This is a genomic window from Jiangella sp. DSM 45060 (assembly GCF_900105175.1).
In the GTDB taxonomy this organism is placed as follows: Bacteria; Actinomycetota; Actinomycetes; order Jiangellales; family Jiangellaceae; genus Jiangella.
Map to the genome: position 1 here is coordinate 817,371 of NZ_LT629771.1, position 19,079 is coordinate 836,449.

Sequence of the window (19,079 nt, forward strand, 5' to 3'; positions counted from 1 at the left end):
CCCGGGGGTGGTGTCGGCGAACCCCCGGGCGGTGTCGGCGTCCCCGGCGGCGCGGTGTCGGGGCCCCCCGGGGCCCGCGCGGGGCGTGCCCGGGCCTACGGGCGGTATCCCCGAACTCCGCGCGCGGCGACGTAGTCGGTGCCCGCCCGTAGGGTGGGCACCCTCCCTAGAGGGGCGGGTCATACCTACCTCGTCGCGCGGGCGGCCAACCCCGGCGCGCGGTCGGCCCGCTCCGGCGCGCGGGCGGCCTACCTCGTCGCGCGGTCGGCCAACCCCGGCGCGCGGTCGGCCAACCCCGGCGCGCGGGCGGTACCCCGAACTCCGCGCGCGGCGACGTTGTCGGTGCCCGCCCGTAGGGTGGGCACCCTCCCTAGAGGGGCGGGTCATGCCTACCCCGTCGCGCGATCGGCCAGCCCCGACGCGGCGGCCAGCCAACCCCGATGCGCGGGCGGCCAGCTCCGGCGCGGCGGGGTGCGGGGAGGCAGCCCCGCACCCCGTGACGTCAGCCTGCTGTGCTGTGCATCCCGCGCCGGACCGGAGCGCGTCCGGCCGGCTGATGCGGCTCCGGCTCGCGTGCCGGAGCCGCCGGGATCTTCACCGTGACCGGCGCGCTGATGCGGACCGTGACCGGCTCACCGTGGTGCAGCAGCTCCAGCTGCGAGCCGTCCTCGTGGTCGCCTTCGCGCAGGTAGTACGTGACCTCGTCGGGCCGGACGCTGACCCGCAGCCGCAGCCCCCGCCACAGCAGCGAGAAGTCCAGCCGGCCGATGCGGCTCGGCAGCCGCGGGGCGAACGAGAGCACGCCGTCGTGGTCGCGCATGCCGCCGTAGCCGGCGACGAGACCGAGCCACGCCCCGGCGAGCGACGCCAGGTGGACGCCGTCGCTGGTGTTGGAGTGGCTGTCGTGCAGGTCGGTCAGCGCGGCCTCGCCGAGGTAGTCGTGCGCCAGCTCCAGGTGCCCGGTCTCGGCCGCCATGACGGCCTGGGTGCACGACGACAGCGAGGAGTCGCGGACGGTGCGGGCCTCGTAGTAGCTGAAGTTGCGCACCTTCTCGGCCGGCGTGAACGCGTCGCCGCGCCAGTGCATGGCCAGCACGAGGTCGGCCTGCTTGATGACCTGACGCCGGTAGAGGTCGAAGTAGGGGTGCGTCAGCAGCAGCGGGTAGTCGTCGGGCTCGGTGCCCTCGAAGTCCCACTCCTGGAACCTCGTGAACCCCTCGGACTGCTGGTGCACGCCCAGTTCGGCGTCGTACGGGACGGTCATGGCGCCGGCGGCGTCGCGCCAGGACGCGGTCTCCTCGTCGTCGACCTCCAGGGCGGCGGCGACGTCGGGGTGACGGAGCACGGCGTCGGCGGCGCCGACGAGGTTCCGTTGCGCCATGAGGTTCGTGTAGACGTTGTCGTTCGACACCGCCGAGTACTCGTCCGGCCCGGTGACACCGTCGATGTGGAAGGCGCCGTGACGGTCGTGGTGGCCGAGCGAGCGCCACAGCCGCGCGGTCTCGACCAGCAGCTCGACGCCGACCTCGCGCTCGAACACCTCGTCGCCGGTGGCCTGGATGTAGCGCATCGTCGCGTCGGCGATGCCGGCGCCGATGTGGAAGCCGGCGGTCCCGGCCGGCCAGTAGCCTGACGTCTCGTGGCCGCGGATGGTCCGCCACGGGAACGCCGCGCCCTTCAGGCCCAGGGTGTGGGCCCGCTCGCGGGCGAGGTCGAGCGTCGCGTGCCGCCAGCGCAGCACCTGCGCGGCCGCGTCGGGCTGGGTGTAGATGAGCACCGGGAGCACGAACATCTCGGTGTCCCAGAAGACGTGGCCGTCGTAGCCGGGACCGGTCAGGCCCTTCGCCGGGATCGGCCGCATCTCGTTGCGCGCACCGGCCTGCAGGACGTGGAACAGCCCGAACCGGACCGCCTGCTGCACCTCGGGATCGCCGTCGACGCGGACGTCGGCGGCGTCCCAGAACGCGTCGAGGTACTCGCGCTGCCCCTGGCAGAGCCCCTCCCAGCCGGTCAGCCGCGCCGACGCCAGCGCCGCGCCGACCTGGTCGCGCAGCGCCGGCAGCGACCGGCGGCTGGAGAAGCCGTACGCGAGCAGCTTGACGACGCGCAGCTTCTCGCCCGGCTTGAGCACGCACGCGATGGTGGTGCGGGCCCAGTCGGGGAACGCCTCGGTGCTGACGACGGTGCGGTCGGGGCCCTCGACGACGTGCGTCATGGCGGCCGCCATGCGCAGGCCGCTGGCCTTCGTCCGGTGGATCAGCAGGCCGCCGGCGCCGTTGGCGATGTGCTCCTCGGACTCCAGCGGCTCCTCCAGCAGGGCCGCGACGCGCGGGTCCTTCTTGGTGACCGGCAGTTCCTCGTTGGCGACCAGCCCGGACTGGATGACGACGCGGGCCTCGTTCTCGACCGGCTCGACCTCGTAGCAGATGGCGGCGACGGCGCGCTGGATGAACGACACCAGCCGGGTCGAGCGGACGCGCACCGCCTGGCCGGCCGGCGACACCCACTCGACGGTGCGGTCGAGCGTCCCGGCGCGCATGTCGAGCACCCGCTCGTGCGCCTGCAGGTCGCCGTAGCGGACGTCGAACGGCTCGTCGTCGACGAGCAGCCGGATCAGCTTGCCGTTGGTGACGTTGACGACCGTCTGGCCCTGCTCGGGGTAGCCGTAGCCGGCCTCGGCGTAGGGGAGCGGGCGCAGCTCGTAGAACGAGTTGAGGTAGCTGCCGGGCAGCCCGTGCGGCTCGCCCTCGTCGAGGTTGGCGCGCAGGCCGATGTGGCCGTTGGACAGCGCGAGCACCGACTCGGACTGCGCCAGCAGGTCGAGGTCCAGGGTGGCCTCGCGGATGCGCCACGGCTCGCAGGGGTAGGCGCTCTCGCGGATCATCGGCCCGCCTCCAGGAGCTCGGCGAGATCGGTGACGACGACGTCGGCGCCGTGCTCGCGCAGCGCGTCGGCCTGACCCACGCGGTCGACGCCGACGACGAAGCCGAAGTCGCCCGCGCGGCCCGCCTGGACCCCGGCGAGCGCGTCCTCGAACACGGCGGCCTCGCCGGGTGCGACGCCCAGCCGCTCGGCCGCGGCGAGGAAGGAGTCGGGTTCCGGCTTGCCGCGCAGGCCCTCCGCGCGCGCCGTCAGGCCGTCGACGCGGACCTCGAGGAGGTCGGCGATGCCGGCGGCCGCGACCACCTCGCGGCAGTTCGCGCTGGCCGACACGACGGCGCGGCGCAGGCCCGCCTCGACGGCGGCGTGCAGATAGCTGACCGAGCCCGGGTACGGGCGCACGCCGACCTCGCGCAGCCGCTCCAGCAGGACGACGTTCTTGCGGTTGCCGACGCCGTTCACGGTGTCGGCGGTGCCGGGGTCGTCGGGCGTGCCCTCGGGCAGCGTGATGCCGCGCGAGGCGAGGAACGAGCGCACGCCGTCGGCGCGCTGTTTGCCGTCGACGTAGACGTTGTAGTCGCCCTCGATGTCGAAGGGAACGAAGGGGTCGTCCGCGCCTTGCGCGCGGTCGCGGAGAAACGCGTCGAACGTCGCCTTCCAGGCGGCTTTGTGCACTTCCGCGGTGGGTGTGAGGACTCCGTCAAGGTCGAAAAGACACGCCTTGATGTGGTCCGGCAGGCCAAGCATTGGACGACCTTAAGTCATCATCCGGGGCGGCGGGCGGCGGCTCTGCGAACCCGCGTGCCGCGGCGGTTGGATGGTCAGGCGTCCTGCCCTTCGGAGGCCGCCTCGATGTCCAGCGGCAGCGGCGTGACCTGCACGTCGTCGTCGCCCGGACGGATGTGCCAGCGGACCACGATGTCCGCGACCCGTCCGTGCATCGGCTGGATCAGCAGGTAGTGCTCGGCGTGTCGCGGGCCGAACTCACGCAGGTGGGTCTCGCCCTCCGTGACGGTGAGGTCGGCGGTGTCGAGACGGACGTCGTAGGCGGGCGAGCCGCCGTCGTTGCGCAGGACGTAGCGGTGCTGGCTGAGTCGTTCGAGACGGAACCGTGGCGCCGAGCGGGCGCGGCGCCGGTAGCGGGCGATGCGTCCGGTACCCGACGCCGGCTGGCGCGCGTAGACGACCGTCGCAGCCAGCACGAGCACCACGACCACGGCGATGATGAGCAGAACGGCGATCGTCACATTTCGACTGTAGTGCGGCCGCGGCTCAGCGGAACAGGGTCGCGTTCCGCACGGCCCACTCGGCGAACGTCGTGGCGGGCCGGCCGAGCAGCCGGGCGACGGCGTCGGTGGCCTGTTGCGGGTGGTCGACGAGGTCCTTCTCGCCGTCGACGTACCACTCGGCGTACTCGCCCATGGAACGGCTGAGTTCGGCGATGGCGTCGTCGCGGCTCAGCTCGACGTACGGGACGTCGCGGCCGAGCGCGCGGCCGATGAGCGCGACCTTCTCGGCGCGGGTCAGCGTCTCGGGGCCGGTGAGGGAGTACGCCTGCCCGACGTGGCCGTCCTGCACCAGCGCGACGGCGGCCACCGCGGCGACGTCGTCCATCGCGATGGGCGCGTTGGCCGACGCCGCGTAGCCGTCGCGGACCTGGCCGGTCGTGCGGATCTGTTCGGACCAGATGGTCGCGTTCTCCATGAACTCGCCCGGCCACAGGTGTGTCCACGCGATGCCGGACGCCTCGACGTCGTCGACGATCGAGCCCCACCAGCTCTCCCGCTCGCCGGACAGGCTGACGACGTGCTGGACGCCGGCCTTCCGCGCCAGGGTGAGCACCTCGGCGGCGGTCTCGGCGTACGACGTCAGGTACAGGCGCTCGACGCCGTCGAAGACGCCGTCCAGCGTGCCGGGCTCGGCGACGTAGCCGGTCGCGACCTCGACGCCGCCGGGCAGCGTGGCCTTGGCCGGGTTGCGGACGAGGGCGCGCACGTCCGTGGCGCCGAGGGTGAGCAGATGGTCGACGACGAGGCGGCCGACGCTTCCGGTCGCACCGGTGACGAGGATGGCCATGCTCACAGCGTACACCGTACGCGTACATTGTACGCACATCGTGGGCTATGGGGCGGGCTCGTCCCCTCGCACCCGCAGCAGCGTGTCGGCCCACTGCTCGGTGAGGTAGGGCCGGCCCGGCCGTTCGCCGAAGTCGCGCGCCGCCGTCACGGTCATCGTCAGCAGGTCCTCCAGGGGCCCTCGCGGACGGTGCCCGTCGGTGTCGTAGACCGTCCGCACCAGCTCGACCGCGGCGTCCATGCGCGCGGCGTCGGACACGAACGCCTCGAGGTCGGCGAGCGTGCCGATGCCCACCGTCTTCAGCTCCGACACGAGTCCGGACCGGGCCCGCCGCTGCCGGTTCTCGGGCTGCTGGGTGGAGACGTCGAAGCCGTGCCGCTGGAACAGCGTCGTCAGCTCCTCGCCCCGGCGGCCGTCGAGGTAGGCGCCGATGGACGAGGTGTCGACCGGGACGTCCAGGGCGCCGCGGTCCACCAGCTGGCGGTACTCGCTGTCGGTCGCCGCGCTCGCGTCGCGCAACGATGAGAACTGCTCGTCGGCCAGTTCGAACAGTGCGCTGAGCCGGTTCAGCCGGCGCCGGATCGGCTCGGGCAGCGCCGCCGTCTTGTACGCGACCTTGTGGCTCACCGCCGCCCAGGCGTGCTGCAGGGCCGTGCGCACCTGGATCTCCGCCGTGATCGACGCGAACGGCGCCCACTCCGCCAGCTCCCGCCGCGACGGGCCGAGCCGCACCACGTAGTGGGCTGAGAGGTAGCCGAACTGGTCGGAGGCGAGGTCGGTGGCCTTGTCAGCGGAGTTGTCCTCGTCGATCTCGAACTCGCGGGCGATCAACTCGCCGACCCGCCCGATGTCCTCGAGGTAGTAGGTGATCACGCGCAGGCCGACGAGGTCGGTCATGGTGGTGATCGGGTCGTCGTCGTGGCCCTTGCGCGTGATCTTCTCGACGAAGCTGTCGACCGTCTTCGCGCGCGACTCGATCTGCACCACGTCGATGCCCGCCGATCTCAGCACGTCGGCGAGCAGAGCCCGGAGGCGGGTCGCGTGCTGCTCGTACAACGCGCGCTGGGCGCCGTACCTGGTGCCCCACTGCTTGGCGGTCAGCTCGGCCATCAGCCCTCACGTCTGCTCGATCACGGCGGCGGTGCGCCTGCGAGCGTACGTCAGCTTCGCGTCAGTCGGTCAGATGGCCGCCGAGATCGGCGACGGCGTGCAGCACGATGTTCGTCGACGTGCGCTGGGCGCCGCCGTGCGCCGTCAGCTCGCGCAGCTCGTCGTCGAGGCCGGCCACGTCGCGGCAGGCCAGGTGCACGAGGTAGTCGGCGTCGCCGGCCAGCTGCCAGGCCGCCGTCACCGCAGGCCGGCCGCCGAGCCACTTCTCGAAGATCGGCCGTTCGGTCGCCGGCGCCAGCTCGATCCGCACCACCGCCTGCACCGGCCGCCCGACGGCGTCGAGGTCGAGCTGGGCGCGGAAGCCGGCGATGATGCCGGCCTCCTCCAGCCGCCGGACCCGCACCGACATCGCCGAGACGCTCAGCCCGGCCCGCCGCGCGAGGACGTGCAGCGGCGAGCGGCCGATCCGCAGCAGCTGGCCGAGGATCACCCGGTCGACGGCGTCCAGCTCACGCGGCATGATGCCTGACCAGAGGCGCCGGGGCCGCGACGAGCGCCGGGTCGACCTGGATGCGCGTGACGCCGAGCGGGGCGAGCAGCGCGCGCTCGGCGGCGAGGCTGAGCCGGGTCCACTGCTGCGTACGGCCCATGGCGGCGGCCAGCGCCTCGGCGCTGGTGAAGGCCAGGCCGACGCGGTCGCCGCCGGGGAGGCGGGCGGTGACGACGGCCGGCCAGGACGACGTCGAGCGGACGGGGACGAACAATGCCTGTGAGTGCTCCATGCCGGCGACGCTAGGGTCGCGCAGGCCGACCGTGGCCGGATCTTCATGCGTTCCACACGCCCGCGGCCGCGATTCTGACGTCCACTTGACGGTCCGGGGGGTTGGATGTGTCCGAGGAGCCTGCGACGATGATCGTTGTGACCCCGACACGCGCCCGTCGGCCGTCCTCCGCTCAGCTCGACCGCGCCCGCTCGGCCGCGCTGGGCGCCCTCGAGGACCCTGCCGCCGTGCAGAACCTCCGGCTCTTCTACGACCGCGACTCCAACTACGCCGGCCGCAGCTTCCTCGCGGTCGGCCCAGTGGAGTACGACTCCATCACCGCCGCCGACCTCTACGCCACGTCGCTGCTGGGCATCAGCGTCGGGCCGCGGGCCGGGCGGCAGCTGCTGCAGGGCGGCCCGCATCGCAACGACATCCTCAAGGCGTTACGCATGGTGCCGGTCGAGTCCGACCTCGCCGACGCCGACGACACCGTCCTCGACGCCGCCGAGCACCTGCACCTGCAGCTCAAGAACGCCCTCGGCGGCAACAAGTGGGTCGCGGCGTCGAAGCTGTGCGCCCGCAAGCGACCCCGCCTGTTCCCCGTCCGCGACTCCCTCGTCACCCGCGGCCTCCTCGGCGTCGGCGAGGACCGCCGCGTCGACTGGCTGGTCTACCAGCACCTCGTCACCGACACCGAGGTGCGGCGGCTGCTCGAGAAGGTCACCGCCGAGTCCGCGGTCCGCGAGGCCGACCTGCTCGACCCGCCCCTGCGCATCCTCGACGTCGTGCTCTGGATGCACGTCAAGACGTCCGCGTAGGAGCATCCGACGCCTCGGCCCGTCCGGAACACGCATGGGGTGGTTCGTGCGGGAGGGGGGACTTGAACCCCCACGTCCGAGGACACCAGAACCTAAATCTGGCGCGTCTGCCTGATTCCGCCACTCCCGCGCACGGCCAATCCTAGGGGAGCGACCAGGTCATGCCGATGGGCTGCATGCGCTGCCCGATCACCGTCGCCGAGCCGTCGGTGTCGACGGAGAGGATGAAGGTGGCGTTCTGGGAGATCTCGGCCTGCGAGATCTGCGACCCGCCGGGGATGGTGCCCAGGCCGGCCTCCTCGATGACCACCGAGTAGCCGGGGTTCACCGTCACCGACTGGGTGCAGCTGATCGAGGCCAGGGCGACGGCGCCGTACTCGGTCTGCAGCCAGTGGGTCTGGCCGGCGTTCTCGACGGCGCAGCTGCGGGTGGCGGTGCCGAACTCCGGCGGCGCCGTGCCGAGCTGCAGGCCGTGCGCCGGCAGGCTGGTGAGGCCGTCGGCGAAGGTGAGGTCGATGCCCTCGGGTTCCTCGCCGGTCTCGCCGTAGGCCCGCAGCGCCTCCAGCACCTCGTCGCCGCGGCGGGAGGCGTCGTCGTCGGCGACGACGGCGGCGCCGTCGGCCGTGAGCGGCGCGGTGACGGAGGTGCCCTCGGCGGGGTGGACGGCGAGGCTGGCCAGCCACGGCGACGCGGCGTCCTCGCGGGTGAGCAGGAACCACGACGGCGCGCCGCCGGCGGACGACTGGCCGGTGACGACGGCCCACATCGGGTACTCGCCGACCTGCGGCGACAGCACGACGGACGGGGTGACGGCGGACGGCGGGCCCTCCGGCACGGAGCCGGTGACCGCCCGCTCCTCGGCCGCGAACTGCGACGTCGCCAGCAGGGTGCCGCCCTCGACGTCGGCCAAGGCAGCGTCGCCGGCGCCGGACGCCGCCGCGCCGACGACCTCGTTGTACTGCTCGAAGAACCCCTCGGCGCGGTCGGACGTGATGGCCGGGATCAGCTCGTCGCGCGCGCCCTCGTCGACCTCGCCGGGAACCTGCGCGCACGCCGTCACCAGCCCGGTCAGTCCGAGCACGACGGCGACGCGGGCGGACGGCTTCGGCGGCGGCGCGGGCGCCGGGGGCGGCGGGGTGCGCTCGGGCAGCGGCCGCTTCGGCAGCGGCGTGACGGTCGCGACCTTCTCCTTCTCCGGCTGGGGCTTCTCGCCCGGTTCGTCCGGCGGCGGCTTCGGGGTCTCGTCCTTGTCGTCGTCGGGGACGGCGCGCAGCGCACGCTCCCGCTTGCGCCGTCGCCGCCGCAGCCAGATCAGCAACACGCCGGCCCCGATCAGCAGCAGCCCGCCCACGCCCACCAGCACGCCGGTGACGAAGATGCCGTCGACCTCGACGCCCAGGCTCAGCTCGGCGTCCAGCGGCTCGCCCGACGCCGACGGCGACATGACGACGACCCGCACCGGCTCGTCCGTCAGCTCGTACGACACGCCGCGCCAGCCGGACCCGGACGCGCTGGACTCCCACCAGTCGAGGTCGCCGGGCGGCGCCGCCGGAGCCGGCGAACCGTCCTCCGACGACGACGTCACCTCGCCGCGCAGGTCCGCCGCCGTCACCGTCTGCTGCCCCACGCCGTCGAGGTAGGAGTCGACGTGGATGCGGTGCGCCACGCCCACGAACACGTCGCTGTCGTCGGCCATCCGCGCGCTGACGTGCAGCACCGGGCCGGTGACCGTCGCGAGGCCCACCGCGGTGGCCGTGACGGAGCCCTCGCCGCCGACGTCGGCGCGCGCGTACTCGACGGTGTCGTCGGGGCCGACGTAGACGGCGGTCGCGGCGCCGGCCAGCAGCAGCGGCGTGCCGAGGACGATCAGCGCGACGGCGAGGACGGTGCGCAGGCGGGCACGTGTCACGCCGCGTCGAGCCCCAGGTCGCGCCGGAGCTTCGCGACGTGCCCCGTCGCCTTGACGTTGTACATGGCCTTCTCGACCTTGCCGTCGGCGTCGATGACGAACGTCGACCGGATGACGCCCTGCACGACCTTGCCGTACAGCTTCTTCTCGCCGAACGCGCCGTACGCCTCGAGCGTCGTGCGGTCGACGTCGGAGAGCAGCGGGAAGGTGAGGTGGTCGCGCTCGCGGAACGTCGCCAGCTTGGCCGGCGCGTCGGGCGAGACGCCAAGGACGGCGTACCCGGCGCCCTGCAGCGACGCGAGGTTGTCGCGGAAGTCGCAGGCCTGCGTGGTGCAGCCCGGAGTCATGGCGGCGGGGTAGAAGTAGACGACGACCCGCTGCCCCCGGTAGTCGGCGAGGGAGACGGGCTTGCCGTCGGCGTCGGGGAGCGTGAACTCGGGCGCGGCGTCGCCCGGGGAGAGTCGCGAGTCAGTCACGTTCACACCGTATCCATACGGGTGGGCGGCCGCATCGGTACGGTAGATCCGTGTCCGCCGCGGATCAGAGACCGACCGAGCCCGTTCTGCCGGCCTCGCGCCAGCCGATGCCCATGGCGCCCGAGGTGCAGGCCGAGCTGGCCAAACGCGGCCGCAGCATCCGCCAGATCGAGTCCGACATCCAGGCTCGCACCGACCGGCTGTCGGCCAACGTCGACGAGCTGACCGCGCGGCTGGCGCCGTCCCGGCTGGTCAAGGAGTCGACGGCGGGACTGCGGGCGCGGCTCACGACGCCCGAGGGCAGCCCGCGGCTGGAGGTGCTCGGCGCGGTGGCCGGTGCGGCGCTCGTGGCCGGCCTGCTGCTGTGGCGGGCACGGCGGCGCTGACCGCCGCCGTCCGGACGTACTCTCTACTGTTGTGACCACCCAGGACCCCGACAAGCTGCCCATCCGCATGCTGCACGACCGCGTGCTGGTCTCGCTGGACGGCGAGGACGGCGAGCGCCGGTCGTCCGCCGGCATCGTCATCCCCGCCACGGCCGCCATGGGCCGCCGGCTGGCGTGGGCCCGGGTCGTCGCGGTGGGCGCGAACGTGCGCACCGTCGAGGCCGGCGACCGCGTGCTGTTCGACCCCGAGGACAAGGCCGAGGTCGAGGTGCGTAGCGAGACCTACGTGCTGCTGCGCGAGCGCGACCTGCACGCCGTCGCGTCCGAGCGGATCGGCGACGGCCAGACCGGCCTGTACCTGTAGCGCCCGGCCGTGTCCGGACCGCCCGAGAACCCGTCGTCGCCGCGGCGCGACGAAGCGCTCGACGCGCTGGCGCAGCGGTCCAAGGAGAGCGCGGGCACCCGGTTGCGACGGGTCCGGCTGACGGCGCTGCCGATCGTACAGTCGGCGCTCGGCGCGGCACTGGCGTGGTGGCTGGCGACGATCCCGCCGATCGACCACGCGCAGCCGTTCTTCGCGCCGATCTCCGCGCTGATCGTCCTCGGCGGAGGGCTCGGGCAGCGGCTGCCGCGGGTGCTGGAGCTGGTCGGCGGCGTCGCGGTCGGCGTGCTGGTCGGCGACCTGCTGGTGTCGTGGATCGGCGGCGGCGTGGTGCAGCTGGCGGTCGTCGTCGCGCTGGCGATGGTGCTGGCGCTGCTGGTCAACGGCGGACCGCTGATCGTCACCCAGGCCGGCGCGTCCGCCGTCCTCGTCGTCGCGCTGGCGCCGGCCGACCCCACGGGCCTCAACCTCGACCGCTTCGTCGACGCCCTCGTCGGCTGCGGCGTCGGGCTGGCGATCAGCGTCCTGCTGCTGCCGCTGAACCCCGTCTCGGCGGCGCGGCGGCAGATCGACCCGCTGCTCACCACCGTCGCCGAGATCATGGAGTCCGCGGCCCAGGCGCTGGCCGGGCACGACCGCACCGCCGCCGCCGAGGCGCTGGAGCGGGCCCGCGACACTCAGGCCGACGTCGACGCCATGCACTCGGCGCTGGAGGGCGCCAACGAGGTGGCCCGCATCGCGCCCGTGCGCTGGCAGAAGCGCGGTCACCTCGCCGCCTACCTCGACGTCGCCACGCCGCTGGACCACATGACCCGCAACACCCGCGTGCTGGTGCGCCACGTCATCAGCCTGCTGCAGCGCGACGAGCCGGTGCCGCGGGTGCTGCCGCAGTCGCTGCGCGCGCTGGCCGGCGCCGTCCGGCTGCTGCGCATCGACCTCGAACGCGGTGACGAGCCGCGCGAGGCCCGCGTGTCGGCCGTCGAGTCCGCCCGCATGGCGACCGAGGCGCTGGACCACACCGGCGGCTTCGCCGGGCAGATCGTGATCGCCCAGGTCCGCTCCCTCGCCGTCGACGTCCTGCTGGCGACCGGCCTGGGCCGCGACGAGGTCCAGGAACTGCTGCCCGGCCTGCCGGAGGGCCCGGTCAGCTACGGCTGACGGCGGGCAGAGCGGCTCAGTCGGCGGGGAGTGCGTGGGCCTCGTCGAACATCGGGGCGAGCAGGTCGCCGTCGGCGAGGCGGGCGAGGACGTCGTCGATGTCGAACTGGAGTGGCAGCCGCTTGGTCGCCGTCGATCGGGCGCCCGCCTCGACCTCGTCCCAGGTGACCGGCGTCGACACCGTGGGGCGGGCGCGGCCGCGGACGGAGTACGGCGCGATGGTCGTCTTGGCGGAGTTGTTCTGCGACCAGTCGATGAACACCTTGCCGCCGCGCGCCGCCCGCTCCATGCGCGAGATGACCAGCTTCGGGTGCTCCTTCTCCAGCCGCTGCGCCAGCCCGCGGGCGTACGAGCTGACGTCGTCGTCCGTCGCCGAGCCGTCGAGCGGGACGTACATCTGCATGCCCTTGGACCCGCTGGTCTTCGGGTACGACGGCAGGCCGGCGTCGTCGAACAGCTCGCCGAGCAGCAGCGCGACCTGGCAGCACTGGATGACGTTGGCCGGCTCGCCGGGGTCGAGGTCGACGACCAGGCGGTCGGGGTTCGTCCCGGTGCCCTCGGCGGAGACGGTCCACTGCGGCACGTGCAGCTCGAGCACGGCGAGGTTGGCCAGCCACACCAGCGTCGGGAGGTCGTCGGCCATGACGTAGACGACGGTTTCGCGGTCCTTCGTCGAGCCCGGCGAAGGCAGCTCGGCCGTCCGCACCCAGTCGGGCGTGCCGCGCGGCGCGTTCTTCTCGAAGAAGTTCGCCTCGTCGACGCCGTTGGGCCAGCGCTTGCGGGTGACCGGGCGGTCGCGCAGGTGCGGCAGCAGCACCGACGCCGCGTGCGTGTAGTACTGGATGATCTCGCCCTTGGTCGTCCCGGTCTCCGGGTAGAGCACCTTCTCGAGGTTGCTCAGACCCAGGGTGCGGCCCTCGACGTCGACGTTGACCTTGCTCGGCATGTCTTGCAGTCTCGCCGACGCCGGGTACGTTCGCCAGATGCTCGACGACATCCGCGCGGCGCTGCGCCGCCAGCTGCCCTCCCACGCCGGCGCGGTCGTGCCGCTCGGCGCCGGGACCGACAACGTCGCCTTCGCCGCCGGCGACCTCGTGCTGCGCCGGTCCCGCGACGACGACCCGGCGACGCGGCTCGCGGCGGCCGAGCGCGAGGCGGCGCTGCTGACGGCGGTCGCGGCGGTGTCCAGCCTGCCGGTGCCGGAACCGGTGTTCGTCGACGAACCCACCGGCATCCTCGCGTACCGGAAGCTGCCCGGCGCGCCGCTGCTGTTCCACCCCGTCGCGGCGCCGGTGGTGCTGGCCGAGCCGCTCGCGCGGTTCCTCACCGGCCTGCACGCCGACGCGCACGGCTCGCTGTCCGCGCTGGTCGACGTCGACGACACGCCGGGCGCCGAGTGGCTGGCCGACGCGGCGGAGTCGTACGAGACGGCGGCCGCGGTCATCGGGGCGGCCGGCCGGCGCCGGGTCGAGGCGTTCCTCGCCGCGCCGCCGCCCGGTCCGCCGCGGCGGCTGACGTTCTGCCACGCCGACCTCGGCGCCGAGCACCTGCTGGTCGACGGCGGCGCGCTGAGCGGCGTCATCGACTGGACCGACGCGGCGATCGCCGATCCGGCCGTCGACCTCGGCCGGCTGTACCGCGACCTCGGCCCGGACGTCATCGAGCGGATCGTCGCCTCGTACGGCGGCGACCGGGACGCCGTCGGGCCCGAGCGGGTCGCCTTCTACGCGCGGTGCGCGCTGCTCGAGGACATCGCGTACGGCGTCGAGACGGACGCCGCCGAGTACGCCAGGCTCGGGCTGGCCCACCTGGACCGCACGTTCGGCTGAGCGTCAGGGGGCCGGCGTGGCCTCGGGCGTCGGCGTGGTGGTCGGCGCCGGCAGGTACGGGACCGGCGACGGGCTGGCCTGGCCGCCGCCGAGCAGGCAGAGCGCCAGTTCGAGCGGGGAGAGGTCGATCTCGAGGCAGATGCCCTCGTTCTCCTCCTCCTCGGACGGCTCGTCCTCGGCCGGCTCCTCGGTCGGCTTGCCCGCCGTCGGCTTGGTGGTGGGCGTCGGGTCGTCGTCGGTCGGCGAGGTGGTCGGCCGGCCGGTGGGGGTCTCGAAGCCGGGGACCTCGGTGGCGTCGTCGCCGGGCTCCTCGGGCGGGTCGTCGCCGGACGGGGTCTCGCCGGAGCCGTCGGTGTCGTCGGGTTCCTCGGACGGGTCGCGGTCGCCGTCGTCGTCGCCCGACCCGGTGCCGTCGCCGCCGCCCGGCTCGGCCTGGGGCTCGTCCGACGAGTCCTCGCCGCCGTCGTCGCCGGAGTGGCCCGAGCCCGCGCCGCCGCTGCCGCCGTCACCGTCGTCGTCAGGGTCGGGGGAGGCGGAGTCGCCGCTCTCGTCGTCGGTGGGCGCCTCGCCGGGCTCGTCGTCGGACGGCCGCTCGGGCTCGTCGCCGGGCGAGGCGATGATCTGGTCGGCGGACGGGAGGCGGTCGATGCCGAGCGCGCTGTCGATGCTGGGCACCAGCATGTTGCCGAGCGTGATGCCGAGCGTGGCCGCGAACGCGCAGACGATGACGACCGGGTAGCGGCGGACCTTCTCGAACACCCAGCCGGCGGGCGTGGGCCGGGGCGCGCCGAACCGGGGACCGCTGGACCTGGCCCCGTGGCCACGCCGGCGTCCCGTCGACTTCTCTTGCCGAGCCCTGCTGATCGACCGAGATCCCTTCTGGTTCCCGGAGGGAGATCTGGCGAATTTCGCACGAAGCCGCTACAGATCGCCCCCCAGTTGCGTAACCCTACTCAGGCGCGTGGAGGCGGCAAAAGCCGTTCCGCAGATTTCGTCAGTTCAGTCCGCCAAGGTGGTCCGTTCGGACGGTAGACAGCTTCCGGAGGTTGCGGCAACGGCCTCTGGCCTGGGTAAACATAGTCTTCTTGATGGTGCGCCACAGGCGCCGGTCAGTACCATCCGAGCTCGCGCAGCCGGGTCTCGGCGATGCCGAACGCGTGCCCGATCTCGTGCCCGAGCACCTTCCGGACCCGCGCCGCGACGTCGTCAGGCGTCTGGCTGACCCGCAGGATCGGGACGCGGTACAGCTCGATGCGGTCGGGCAGGCTGCCCGGCACCCGGCCGCCGATGCGCGTCCGGGCGACCCCGTGGAACTGGCCGAGCAGCAGGCCGCGGCCGTGGTAGTCGGCCGGCGGCTCGTCGTCGACCATGATCGCGATGCCGGCGACGGCCCGCTGCACCCATTCGGGCAGCTCGGTCAGGGCCTGCGTGACCATGTCCTCGAACGCGTCGAGGTCGATGGAGTCGGCGTCCACGCCGCGAGTCTACGTCGGCCATTAGTGGGTTGGAATTCCCAACTGAGCAGTTAGAGTGGGGCCATGCGAGAAGCTGTCATCGTCGACGCGGTCCGCACGCCCCTCGGACGGGGCAAACCGGGCGGCGCGTTGTCCGCCGTCCACCCGGTCGACCTCCACGCCACCGTCCTCCGTGCGCTCGCCGACCGCACCGGCCTCGACCCCGCCGCCGTCGACGACGTCATCGGCGGCGCCGTCGGGCAGATCGGCGAGCAGAGCATGAACACCACCCGCTGGGCCGTCCTGGCCGCCGGGTTCCCCGAGTCGGTGCCCGCCGTCACCGTCGACCGCCAGTGCGGCAGCAGCCAGCAGGCGGTGCACTTCGCCGCACAGGGCGTCATCAGCGGCGCTTACGACGTCGCCATCGCGTCGGGCGTCGAGTCGATGAGCCGCGTCCCCATCGGTTCGCAGGCCGCGGGGCGCGACCCGTTCGGCGCCGGGGTCGCGGAGCGGTACCCCGACGGACTGGTGCCGCAGGGCGTCAGCGCCGAGCTCATCGCCGCCCGCCACGGGCTGCCACGCGAGCGGCTCGACGCGTTCGCGCTGGCCAGTCACCAACGGGCGGCCGCCGCGTGGGACGACGGCCGGTTCGCGGGCGAGGTGGTGAAGGTGCCCGGCGCCGACATCGCCGTCGACCAGTCGGTCCGGCCGGACACCTCGGCCGAGGCGCTGGCCGGGCTGGCGCCGTCGTTCCGGGCCGAGGCGTGGGAGCGGCGGTTCCCGGAGATCGCCTGGCAGGTCACCGCCGGCAACTCGTCGCCGGTCAACGACGGCGCAGCGGCCGTCCTCATCGTCGAGGCCGCCGTCGCCCGGCGGCTGGGGCTGCGGCCGCGCGCCCGGCTGCACTCGTTCGCCGTCGCGGGCGCCGACCCGCTGCTCATGCTGCTGGGCATCATCCCGGCGACGCACAAGGTGCTGGCCCGCGCCGGGCTGACGCTCGCCGACATCGACGCGTTCGAGGTGAACGAGGCGTTCGCCAGTGTCGTCCTCGCCTGGCTGGACGAGACCGGCGCCGACCCCGCCCGCGTCAACGTCAACGGCGGCGCCACCGCCATCGGGCATCCGCTCGGCGCGAGCGGGGCCCGGCTGCTGACGACGCTGCTGTCGGTGCTCGAGCAGACCGGCGGCCGGTACGGCCTGCAGACCATGTGCGAGGCCGGCGGCCTGGCCAACGCGACCATCGTCGAGCGGCTGGACAGGTCGTGAGCGTCCGCGGCTCCGCTCGGGAGTGCTCGATCGCGAACGCGCTGGCCGTCGTGGGGGAGCGGTGGAGCCTGCTGGTGCTGCGCGAGGTGCTGCTGGGCAACGTCCGCTTCGACGCCATCGCCACCGCGACCGGCGGCAGCCGCGACATCCTGGCCGCGCGGCTGCGCACCCTCGTCGACGCCGGGGTGCTGGAGAAGCGGCCGTACTCGTCGCAGCCGCGGCGCTACGAGTACGTGGCGACGGAGTCGGGGCGGGCGCTGCAGCCGGTGCTGCTGGCGCTGATGGACTGGGGTGACCGCTACGTCACCGACGGCCCGCCGCCGACGGTGTGGGAGCACTCGTGCGGCGCCGAGCTGCACCTGGCCGCCGTCTGCGCCGCCTGCGGCTCGCCCGTCGGCGCGGGCTCGTCCCGCCTGCTGCGTCTCGGCGGTGTCGACCAAGTCCTGGCGTAGGCTGACGCCACCGCGGCGGGCCGCCGCGAGGCTGAGCCCTCGGGAGCGCACGCATGTCCGACCCCTACGTCGAGGCCCTCGCAGACACGATGGCCGGTGCCGTTTCGGACTGGCTCGCGCCCACCGTCCGGCGAACTGACGACGGCGGCGTCTTCCTCACCGTGACGGCGGCCGACCGGCCGGGCGGTGTCGTCGATCTCTCCGGCGTCCTGCCGAATCGCGACCTGACCGTCGAGGTCATCGGTGCCGCCCCGTACGAGAGGACGCCGATCCGCTTCTCCGGGCTGAACGGCGACAGCACTGTGAAGGTGCTCCTCGGTGGCAGCCCAGGGGCGATCCTGCTGACGCAGCACGCTGGAACGCTGCTGTTGTGGCAGGAGTTCGGCCGGAAGGCCGAGACGGCCGTGTTCGTCGGTCCCGACGTCTCCGGGCGCCTGATCCTGGACCAGGGTTCGTTCGCGTTCGCCGTCGATCCGGCGACCGCGCGTGAACTGTCGATCGACGTCTGGACGGATGCGAACGTCCCGTTCATCGGTTGGCTGCCCGACCTCACGGTCTATGACACGGTCCGGCCGATCTTCCGATTACTGGACTCGAGTGGGCGTGTGGACGGCTCGATCCCCTGTCCGGCGGTCCGGGGGCTGAGCGCCTCCAGGGAGCTGGCCATCAGGATCACGGCCGGCGCCGCGGCCGCCCGCACGATGGACGTCGCTGCCCTCGTCGCGGCGGTTCGTCCCGACAGGTTTCCCGACCCGCCGATGCTCGAGATCGTCGGCGGGTCGACGGTCGTCCTCGAGGCGGCGACGAACGTTTCCATCGGCCACGCGACTGAAGGGAACGAGCCGTTCGGGCTCGACGTGACCGGGACCGCAGGTCTGTCGAACGTCTTTCTCCAGGGGCCGGCACAGGTCCTGGTCCAGGCGGATTCGCGGGTGGCTGGGTTGGGCAGCCACCCGTACCTCGGAGCCAACGAGTTGTCCGCGGCGCCTGCCACGGTCGTGTCGGGGCTTGCCGGGCCGTGGCGGCTGAACGAGGTCGCCGGGACGCACGTGAGCGGCGGCCCGCGTGGGTTCGAGCTGGTGGGGATCGCGGCGTTCTCCGAGTCGCGCGCGGACACCGTTCGGGACGCCGTCGTGACCGGGTTCTCGCTGCCGTCGCCAACGGAGCGGCGCTCCGCCGTCGCGGCGCTGGAGGCGGCGCACCACGTCGATCCTCGGACGAGCGCGCTCCCTGGCGCCGGGCGGCGCTACCGGTGGCCTCGTCCACTGTTCCTCCGCCGCGCGCCGGAGATGTCGGCCCGCCTGGCCGAGGATGCCGAGTTCGTCGACGCACTGGCACGGCTGGCGCGCGAGAAGGGAGCGCCCGGCGCGACGCGGACGAAGATCGCGTGGTGCGCGTATCGGCTGCGGCACCTCGCGGCGCGCTCCGTCTGGGAGCGGCTCACCCTTGCCGGCTACCGCCTGCTCGGCTACGGCGAACGGCCAGCACCAGCGCTGTTGTGCTGGCTGCTGCTGGCCGTTCTGAGCGCCGCCGTCTCCGTGTGGGCCGTCGATCCCCAGGCGTCCGCGATCGACGAGTTCCTGTCCTACGCGTTCGCGCCGGCCGGCGTACTGATGCGGACCGGGGCAACGGCCGAACCGCACGCTTGGCAGTACCTGCTTCGCGCTGTCGTGGCGGTGCCTCTGGTCACCGGCCTGATCGCGTTGCGGAATTTCGTCAAGCAGGGACGGGCGTGACGCGGAGGGTGGTCGTGCGGACGTCGCCGGTGATCATCATGCGCAGCGACGAGCCCGACCCGGCGTACTTGGCGCTGTAGGCGTCGTCGACCTTGGCGTTCGTCGCCTCGTCGGCGGCGAGCTGGGCGGTGACGTCGTACCTGGTGCCGCCGTCGACGAAGGTGGCCTCGCCGGTGCGGCGGAGGCGGGCGTACCACTTGGAGGAGTCGCCGTAGCCGTTGCGGATGTACGCCTGCCCGTCGACGACGACGGCCCAGATCTTGGTGACGATCTCGCGTCCGTCCTCGGTCCGGGTGGCCAGCCGGACGGTGCCGGTGCGGTCGAGGTGGGCGATGGCTGCGGTGCTGTCGGTCATGATCGTGACAACCACGCGCGGGCCGCTC

Annotated in this window: 21 protein-coding genes and 1 tRNA gene; 8 read left to right on the forward strand and 14 right to left on the reverse strand. The window is 73.4% G+C overall.

Annotated features, from left to right (window positions below; all coding sequences use genetic code 11):
- Window positions 1-502 precede the first annotated feature (502 nt).
- The 7 genes from BLU82_RS03560 to BLU82_RS03590 form a co-directional block, all read right to left on the reverse strand.
- Window positions 503-2,884 carry a glycoside hydrolase family 65 protein gene (locus BLU82_RS03560; RefSeq protein ID WP_092615700.1) on the reverse strand — a complete coding sequence of 794 codons (2,382 nt, stop codon included), beginning with the start codon at window positions 2,882-2,884 and terminating at the stop codon, window positions 503-505.
- On the reverse strand, window positions 2,881-3,627 hold the full coding sequence (locus BLU82_RS03565) for an HAD family phosphatase (RefSeq protein ID WP_092615703.1): 747 nt from the start codon (window positions 3,625-3,627) through the stop codon (window positions 2,881-2,883). Before BLU82_RS03565 ends, BLU82_RS03560 begins: the two co-directional genes overlap by 4 nt.
- A gap of 74 nt (window positions 3,628-3,701) precedes the next feature.
- Window positions 3,702-4,127 carry a hypothetical protein gene (locus BLU82_RS03570; RefSeq protein WP_092615706.1) on the reverse strand — a complete coding sequence of 142 codons (426 nt, stop codon included), beginning with the start codon at window positions 4,125-4,127 and terminating at the stop codon, window positions 3,702-3,704.
- Window positions 4,128-4,152: 25 nt separating this feature from the next.
- Window positions 4,153-4,956, reverse strand: a complete 804-nt coding sequence (locus tag BLU82_RS03575; protein WP_092625399.1) for an NAD(P)H-binding protein — start codon at window positions 4,954-4,956, stop codon at window positions 4,153-4,155.
- Window positions 4,957-5,001: 45 nt separating this feature from the next.
- Window positions 5,002-6,066, reverse strand: a complete 1,065-nt coding sequence (locus BLU82_RS03580) for a GTP pyrophosphokinase family protein (RefSeq protein WP_092615709.1) — start codon at window positions 6,064-6,066, stop codon at window positions 5,002-5,004.
- 61 nt (window positions 6,067-6,127) lie between these two features.
- The gene (locus BLU82_RS03585) at window positions 6,128-6,586 is read right to left on the reverse strand and encodes an Lrp/AsnC family transcriptional regulator (protein ID WP_092615712.1); all 459 of its coding nucleotides are present in this window, start codon (window positions 6,584-6,586) and stop codon (window positions 6,128-6,130) included.
- A complete protein-coding gene (locus BLU82_RS03590; protein WP_092615714.1) occupies window positions 6,576-6,848 on the reverse strand; it encodes an SAV_915 family protein in 273 nt (90 codons plus the stop codon). Before BLU82_RS03590 ends, BLU82_RS03585 begins: the two co-directional genes overlap by 11 nt.
- 137 nt (window positions 6,849-6,985) lie before the next feature.
- Here BLU82_RS03590 and BLU82_RS03595 point away from each other — a divergent pair, with 137 nt between their 5' ends.
- The gene (locus BLU82_RS03595) at window positions 6,986-7,648 is read left to right on the forward strand and encodes a DUF6308 family protein (RefSeq protein ID WP_092615717.1); all 663 of its coding nucleotides are present in this window, start codon (window positions 6,986-6,988) and stop codon (window positions 7,646-7,648) included.
- Between the two features lie 47 nt (window positions 7,649-7,695).
- Here the strand turns inward: BLU82_RS03595 and BLU82_RS03600 are convergent.
- From BLU82_RS03600 to bcp, 3 genes are all read right to left on the reverse strand, one after another.
- A tRNA-Leu gene (locus BLU82_RS03600) sits at window positions 7,696-7,778 on the reverse strand.
- 12 nt (window positions 7,779-7,790) lie between these two features.
- Entirely contained in the window at window positions 7,791-9,557 is a 1,767-nt protein-coding gene (locus BLU82_RS03605) for a hypothetical protein (RefSeq protein WP_092615720.1), read from the reverse strand.
- Window positions 9,554-10,033 carry a thioredoxin-dependent thiol peroxidase gene (gene bcp / locus BLU82_RS03610; protein WP_092625401.1) on the reverse strand — a complete coding sequence of 160 codons (480 nt, stop codon included), beginning with the start codon at window positions 10,031-10,033 and terminating at the stop codon, window positions 9,554-9,556. Before bcp ends, BLU82_RS03605 begins: the two co-directional genes overlap by 4 nt.
- A gap of 107 nt (window positions 10,034-10,140) precedes the next feature.
- Between bcp and BLU82_RS03615 the strand changes: the two genes are divergently transcribed.
- From BLU82_RS03615 to BLU82_RS03625, 3 genes are all read left to right on the forward strand, one after another.
- Entirely contained in the window at window positions 10,141-10,419 is a 279-nt protein-coding gene (locus BLU82_RS03615; RefSeq protein WP_092615723.1) for a DUF3618 domain-containing protein, read from the forward strand.
- Window positions 10,420-10,486: 67 nt separating this feature from the next.
- A complete protein-coding gene (locus BLU82_RS03620; protein WP_069113269.1) occupies window positions 10,487-10,783 on the forward strand; it encodes a co-chaperone GroES in 297 nt (98 codons plus the stop codon).
- 9 nt (window positions 10,784-10,792) lie between these two features.
- Window positions 10,793-11,959 carry an aromatic acid exporter family protein gene (locus tag BLU82_RS03625; RefSeq protein WP_197682725.1) on the forward strand — a complete coding sequence of 389 codons (1,167 nt, stop codon included), beginning with the start codon at window positions 10,793-10,795 and terminating at the stop codon, window positions 11,957-11,959.
- A 16-nt stretch (window positions 11,960-11,975) separates the two neighbouring features.
- On the opposite strand, the gene ligD is transcribed toward BLU82_RS03625, so the two are convergent.
- On the reverse strand, window positions 11,976-12,905 hold the full coding sequence (gene ligD / locus BLU82_RS03630; RefSeq protein ID WP_092615726.1) for a non-homologous end-joining DNA ligase: 930 nt from the start codon (window positions 12,903-12,905) through the stop codon (window positions 11,976-11,978).
- 37 nt (window positions 12,906-12,942) lie between these two features.
- Here ligD and BLU82_RS03635 point away from each other — a divergent pair, with 37 nt between their 5' ends.
- The gene (locus tag BLU82_RS03635; RefSeq protein WP_092615729.1) at window positions 12,943-13,788 is read left to right on the forward strand and encodes a phosphotransferase; all 846 of its coding nucleotides are present in this window, start codon (window positions 12,943-12,945) and stop codon (window positions 13,786-13,788) included.
- A gap of 3 nt (window positions 13,789-13,791) precedes the next feature.
- On the opposite strand, the gene BLU82_RS03640 is transcribed toward BLU82_RS03635, so the two are convergent.
- Window positions 13,792-14,547 carry a hypothetical protein gene (locus BLU82_RS03640; protein WP_092615732.1) on the reverse strand — a complete coding sequence of 252 codons (756 nt, stop codon included), beginning with the start codon at window positions 14,545-14,547 and terminating at the stop codon, window positions 13,792-13,794.
- Window positions 14,548-14,897: 350 nt separating this feature from the next.
- Window positions 14,898-15,263, reverse strand: a complete 366-nt coding sequence (locus tag BLU82_RS03645; protein ID WP_092615735.1) for a metallopeptidase family protein — start codon at window positions 15,261-15,263, stop codon at window positions 14,898-14,900.
- Between the two features lie 63 nt (window positions 15,264-15,326).
- Here BLU82_RS03645 and BLU82_RS03650 point away from each other — a divergent pair, with 63 nt between their 5' ends.
- From BLU82_RS03650 to BLU82_RS03660, 3 genes are read left to right on the forward strand one after another with little or no spacing between them, the layout of a single operon-like run.
- Entirely contained in the window at window positions 15,327-16,508 is a 1,182-nt protein-coding gene (locus tag BLU82_RS03650) for a thiolase family protein (protein WP_092615739.1), read from the forward strand.
- Entirely contained in the window at window positions 16,505-16,960 is a 456-nt protein-coding gene (locus BLU82_RS03655; RefSeq protein WP_092615742.1) for a helix-turn-helix domain-containing protein, read from the forward strand. Before BLU82_RS03650 ends, BLU82_RS03655 begins: the two co-directional genes overlap by 4 nt.
- Before the next feature lie 53 nt (window positions 16,961-17,013).
- Complete coding sequence (locus tag BLU82_RS03660) at window positions 17,014-18,696, forward strand: hypothetical protein (RefSeq protein WP_092615746.1); 1,683 nt, start codon at window positions 17,014-17,016, stop codon at window positions 18,694-18,696.
- Here the strand turns inward: BLU82_RS03660 and BLU82_RS03665 are convergent.
- Window positions 18,677-19,051, reverse strand: a complete 375-nt coding sequence (locus BLU82_RS03665; protein WP_092615750.1) for a DUF2255 family protein — start codon at window positions 19,049-19,051, stop codon at window positions 18,677-18,679. The genes BLU82_RS03660 and BLU82_RS03665 overlap by 20 nt on opposite strands.
- Between the last annotated feature and the right edge of the window lie 28 nt (window positions 19,052-19,079).

Excerpts from the sequence above, each read along its gene's own strand:
- BLU82_RS03615 (WP_092615723.1), top strand. The coding sequence starts at position 10,141 with ATGCCCATGGCGCCCGAGGTGCAGGCCGAGCTGGCCAAACGCGGCCGC.
- BLU82_RS03565 (WP_092615703.1), bottom strand. The coding sequence starts at position 3,627 with ATGCTTGGCCTGCCGGACCACATCAAGGCGTGTCTTTTCGACCTTGAC.
- BLU82_RS03665 (WP_092615750.1), bottom strand. The coding sequence starts at position 19,051 with ATGACCGACAGCACCGCAGCCATCGCCCACCTCGACCGCACCGGCACC.
- BLU82_RS03660 (WP_092615746.1), top strand. The coding sequence starts at position 17,014 with ATGTCCGACCCCTACGTCGAGGCCCTCGCAGACACGATGGCCGGTGCC.
- BLU82_RS03560 (WP_092615700.1), bottom strand. The coding sequence starts at position 2,884 with ATGATCCGCGAGAGCGCCTACCCCTGCGAGCCGTGGCGCATCCGCGAG.
- BLU82_RS03650 (WP_092615739.1), top strand. The coding sequence starts at position 15,327 with ATGCGAGAAGCTGTCATCGTCGACGCGGTCCGCACGCCCCTCGGACGG.
- BLU82_RS03590 (WP_092615714.1), bottom strand. The coding sequence starts at position 6,848 with ATGGAGCACTCACAGGCATTGTTCGTCCCCGTCCGCTCGACGTCGTCC.
- BLU82_RS03580 (WP_092615709.1), bottom strand. The coding sequence starts at position 6,066 with ATGGCCGAGCTGACCGCCAAGCAGTGGGGCACCAGGTACGGCGCCCAG.
- BLU82_RS03635 (WP_092615729.1), top strand. The coding sequence starts at position 12,943 with ATGCTCGACGACATCCGCGCGGCGCTGCGCCGCCAGCTGCCCTCCCAC.
- BLU82_RS03585 (WP_092615712.1), bottom strand. The coding sequence starts at position 6,586 with ATGCCGCGTGAGCTGGACGCCGTCGACCGGGTGATCCTCGGCCAGCTG.
- ligD (WP_092615726.1), bottom strand. The coding sequence starts at position 12,905 with ATGCCGAGCAAGGTCAACGTCGACGTCGAGGGCCGCACCCTGGGTCTG.
- BLU82_RS03575 (WP_092625399.1), bottom strand. The coding sequence starts at position 4,956 with ATGGCCATCCTCGTCACCGGTGCGACCGGAAGCGTCGGCCGCCTCGTC.
- BLU82_RS03620 (WP_069113269.1), top strand. The coding sequence starts at position 10,487 with ATGCTGCACGACCGCGTGCTGGTCTCGCTGGACGGCGAGGACGGCGAG.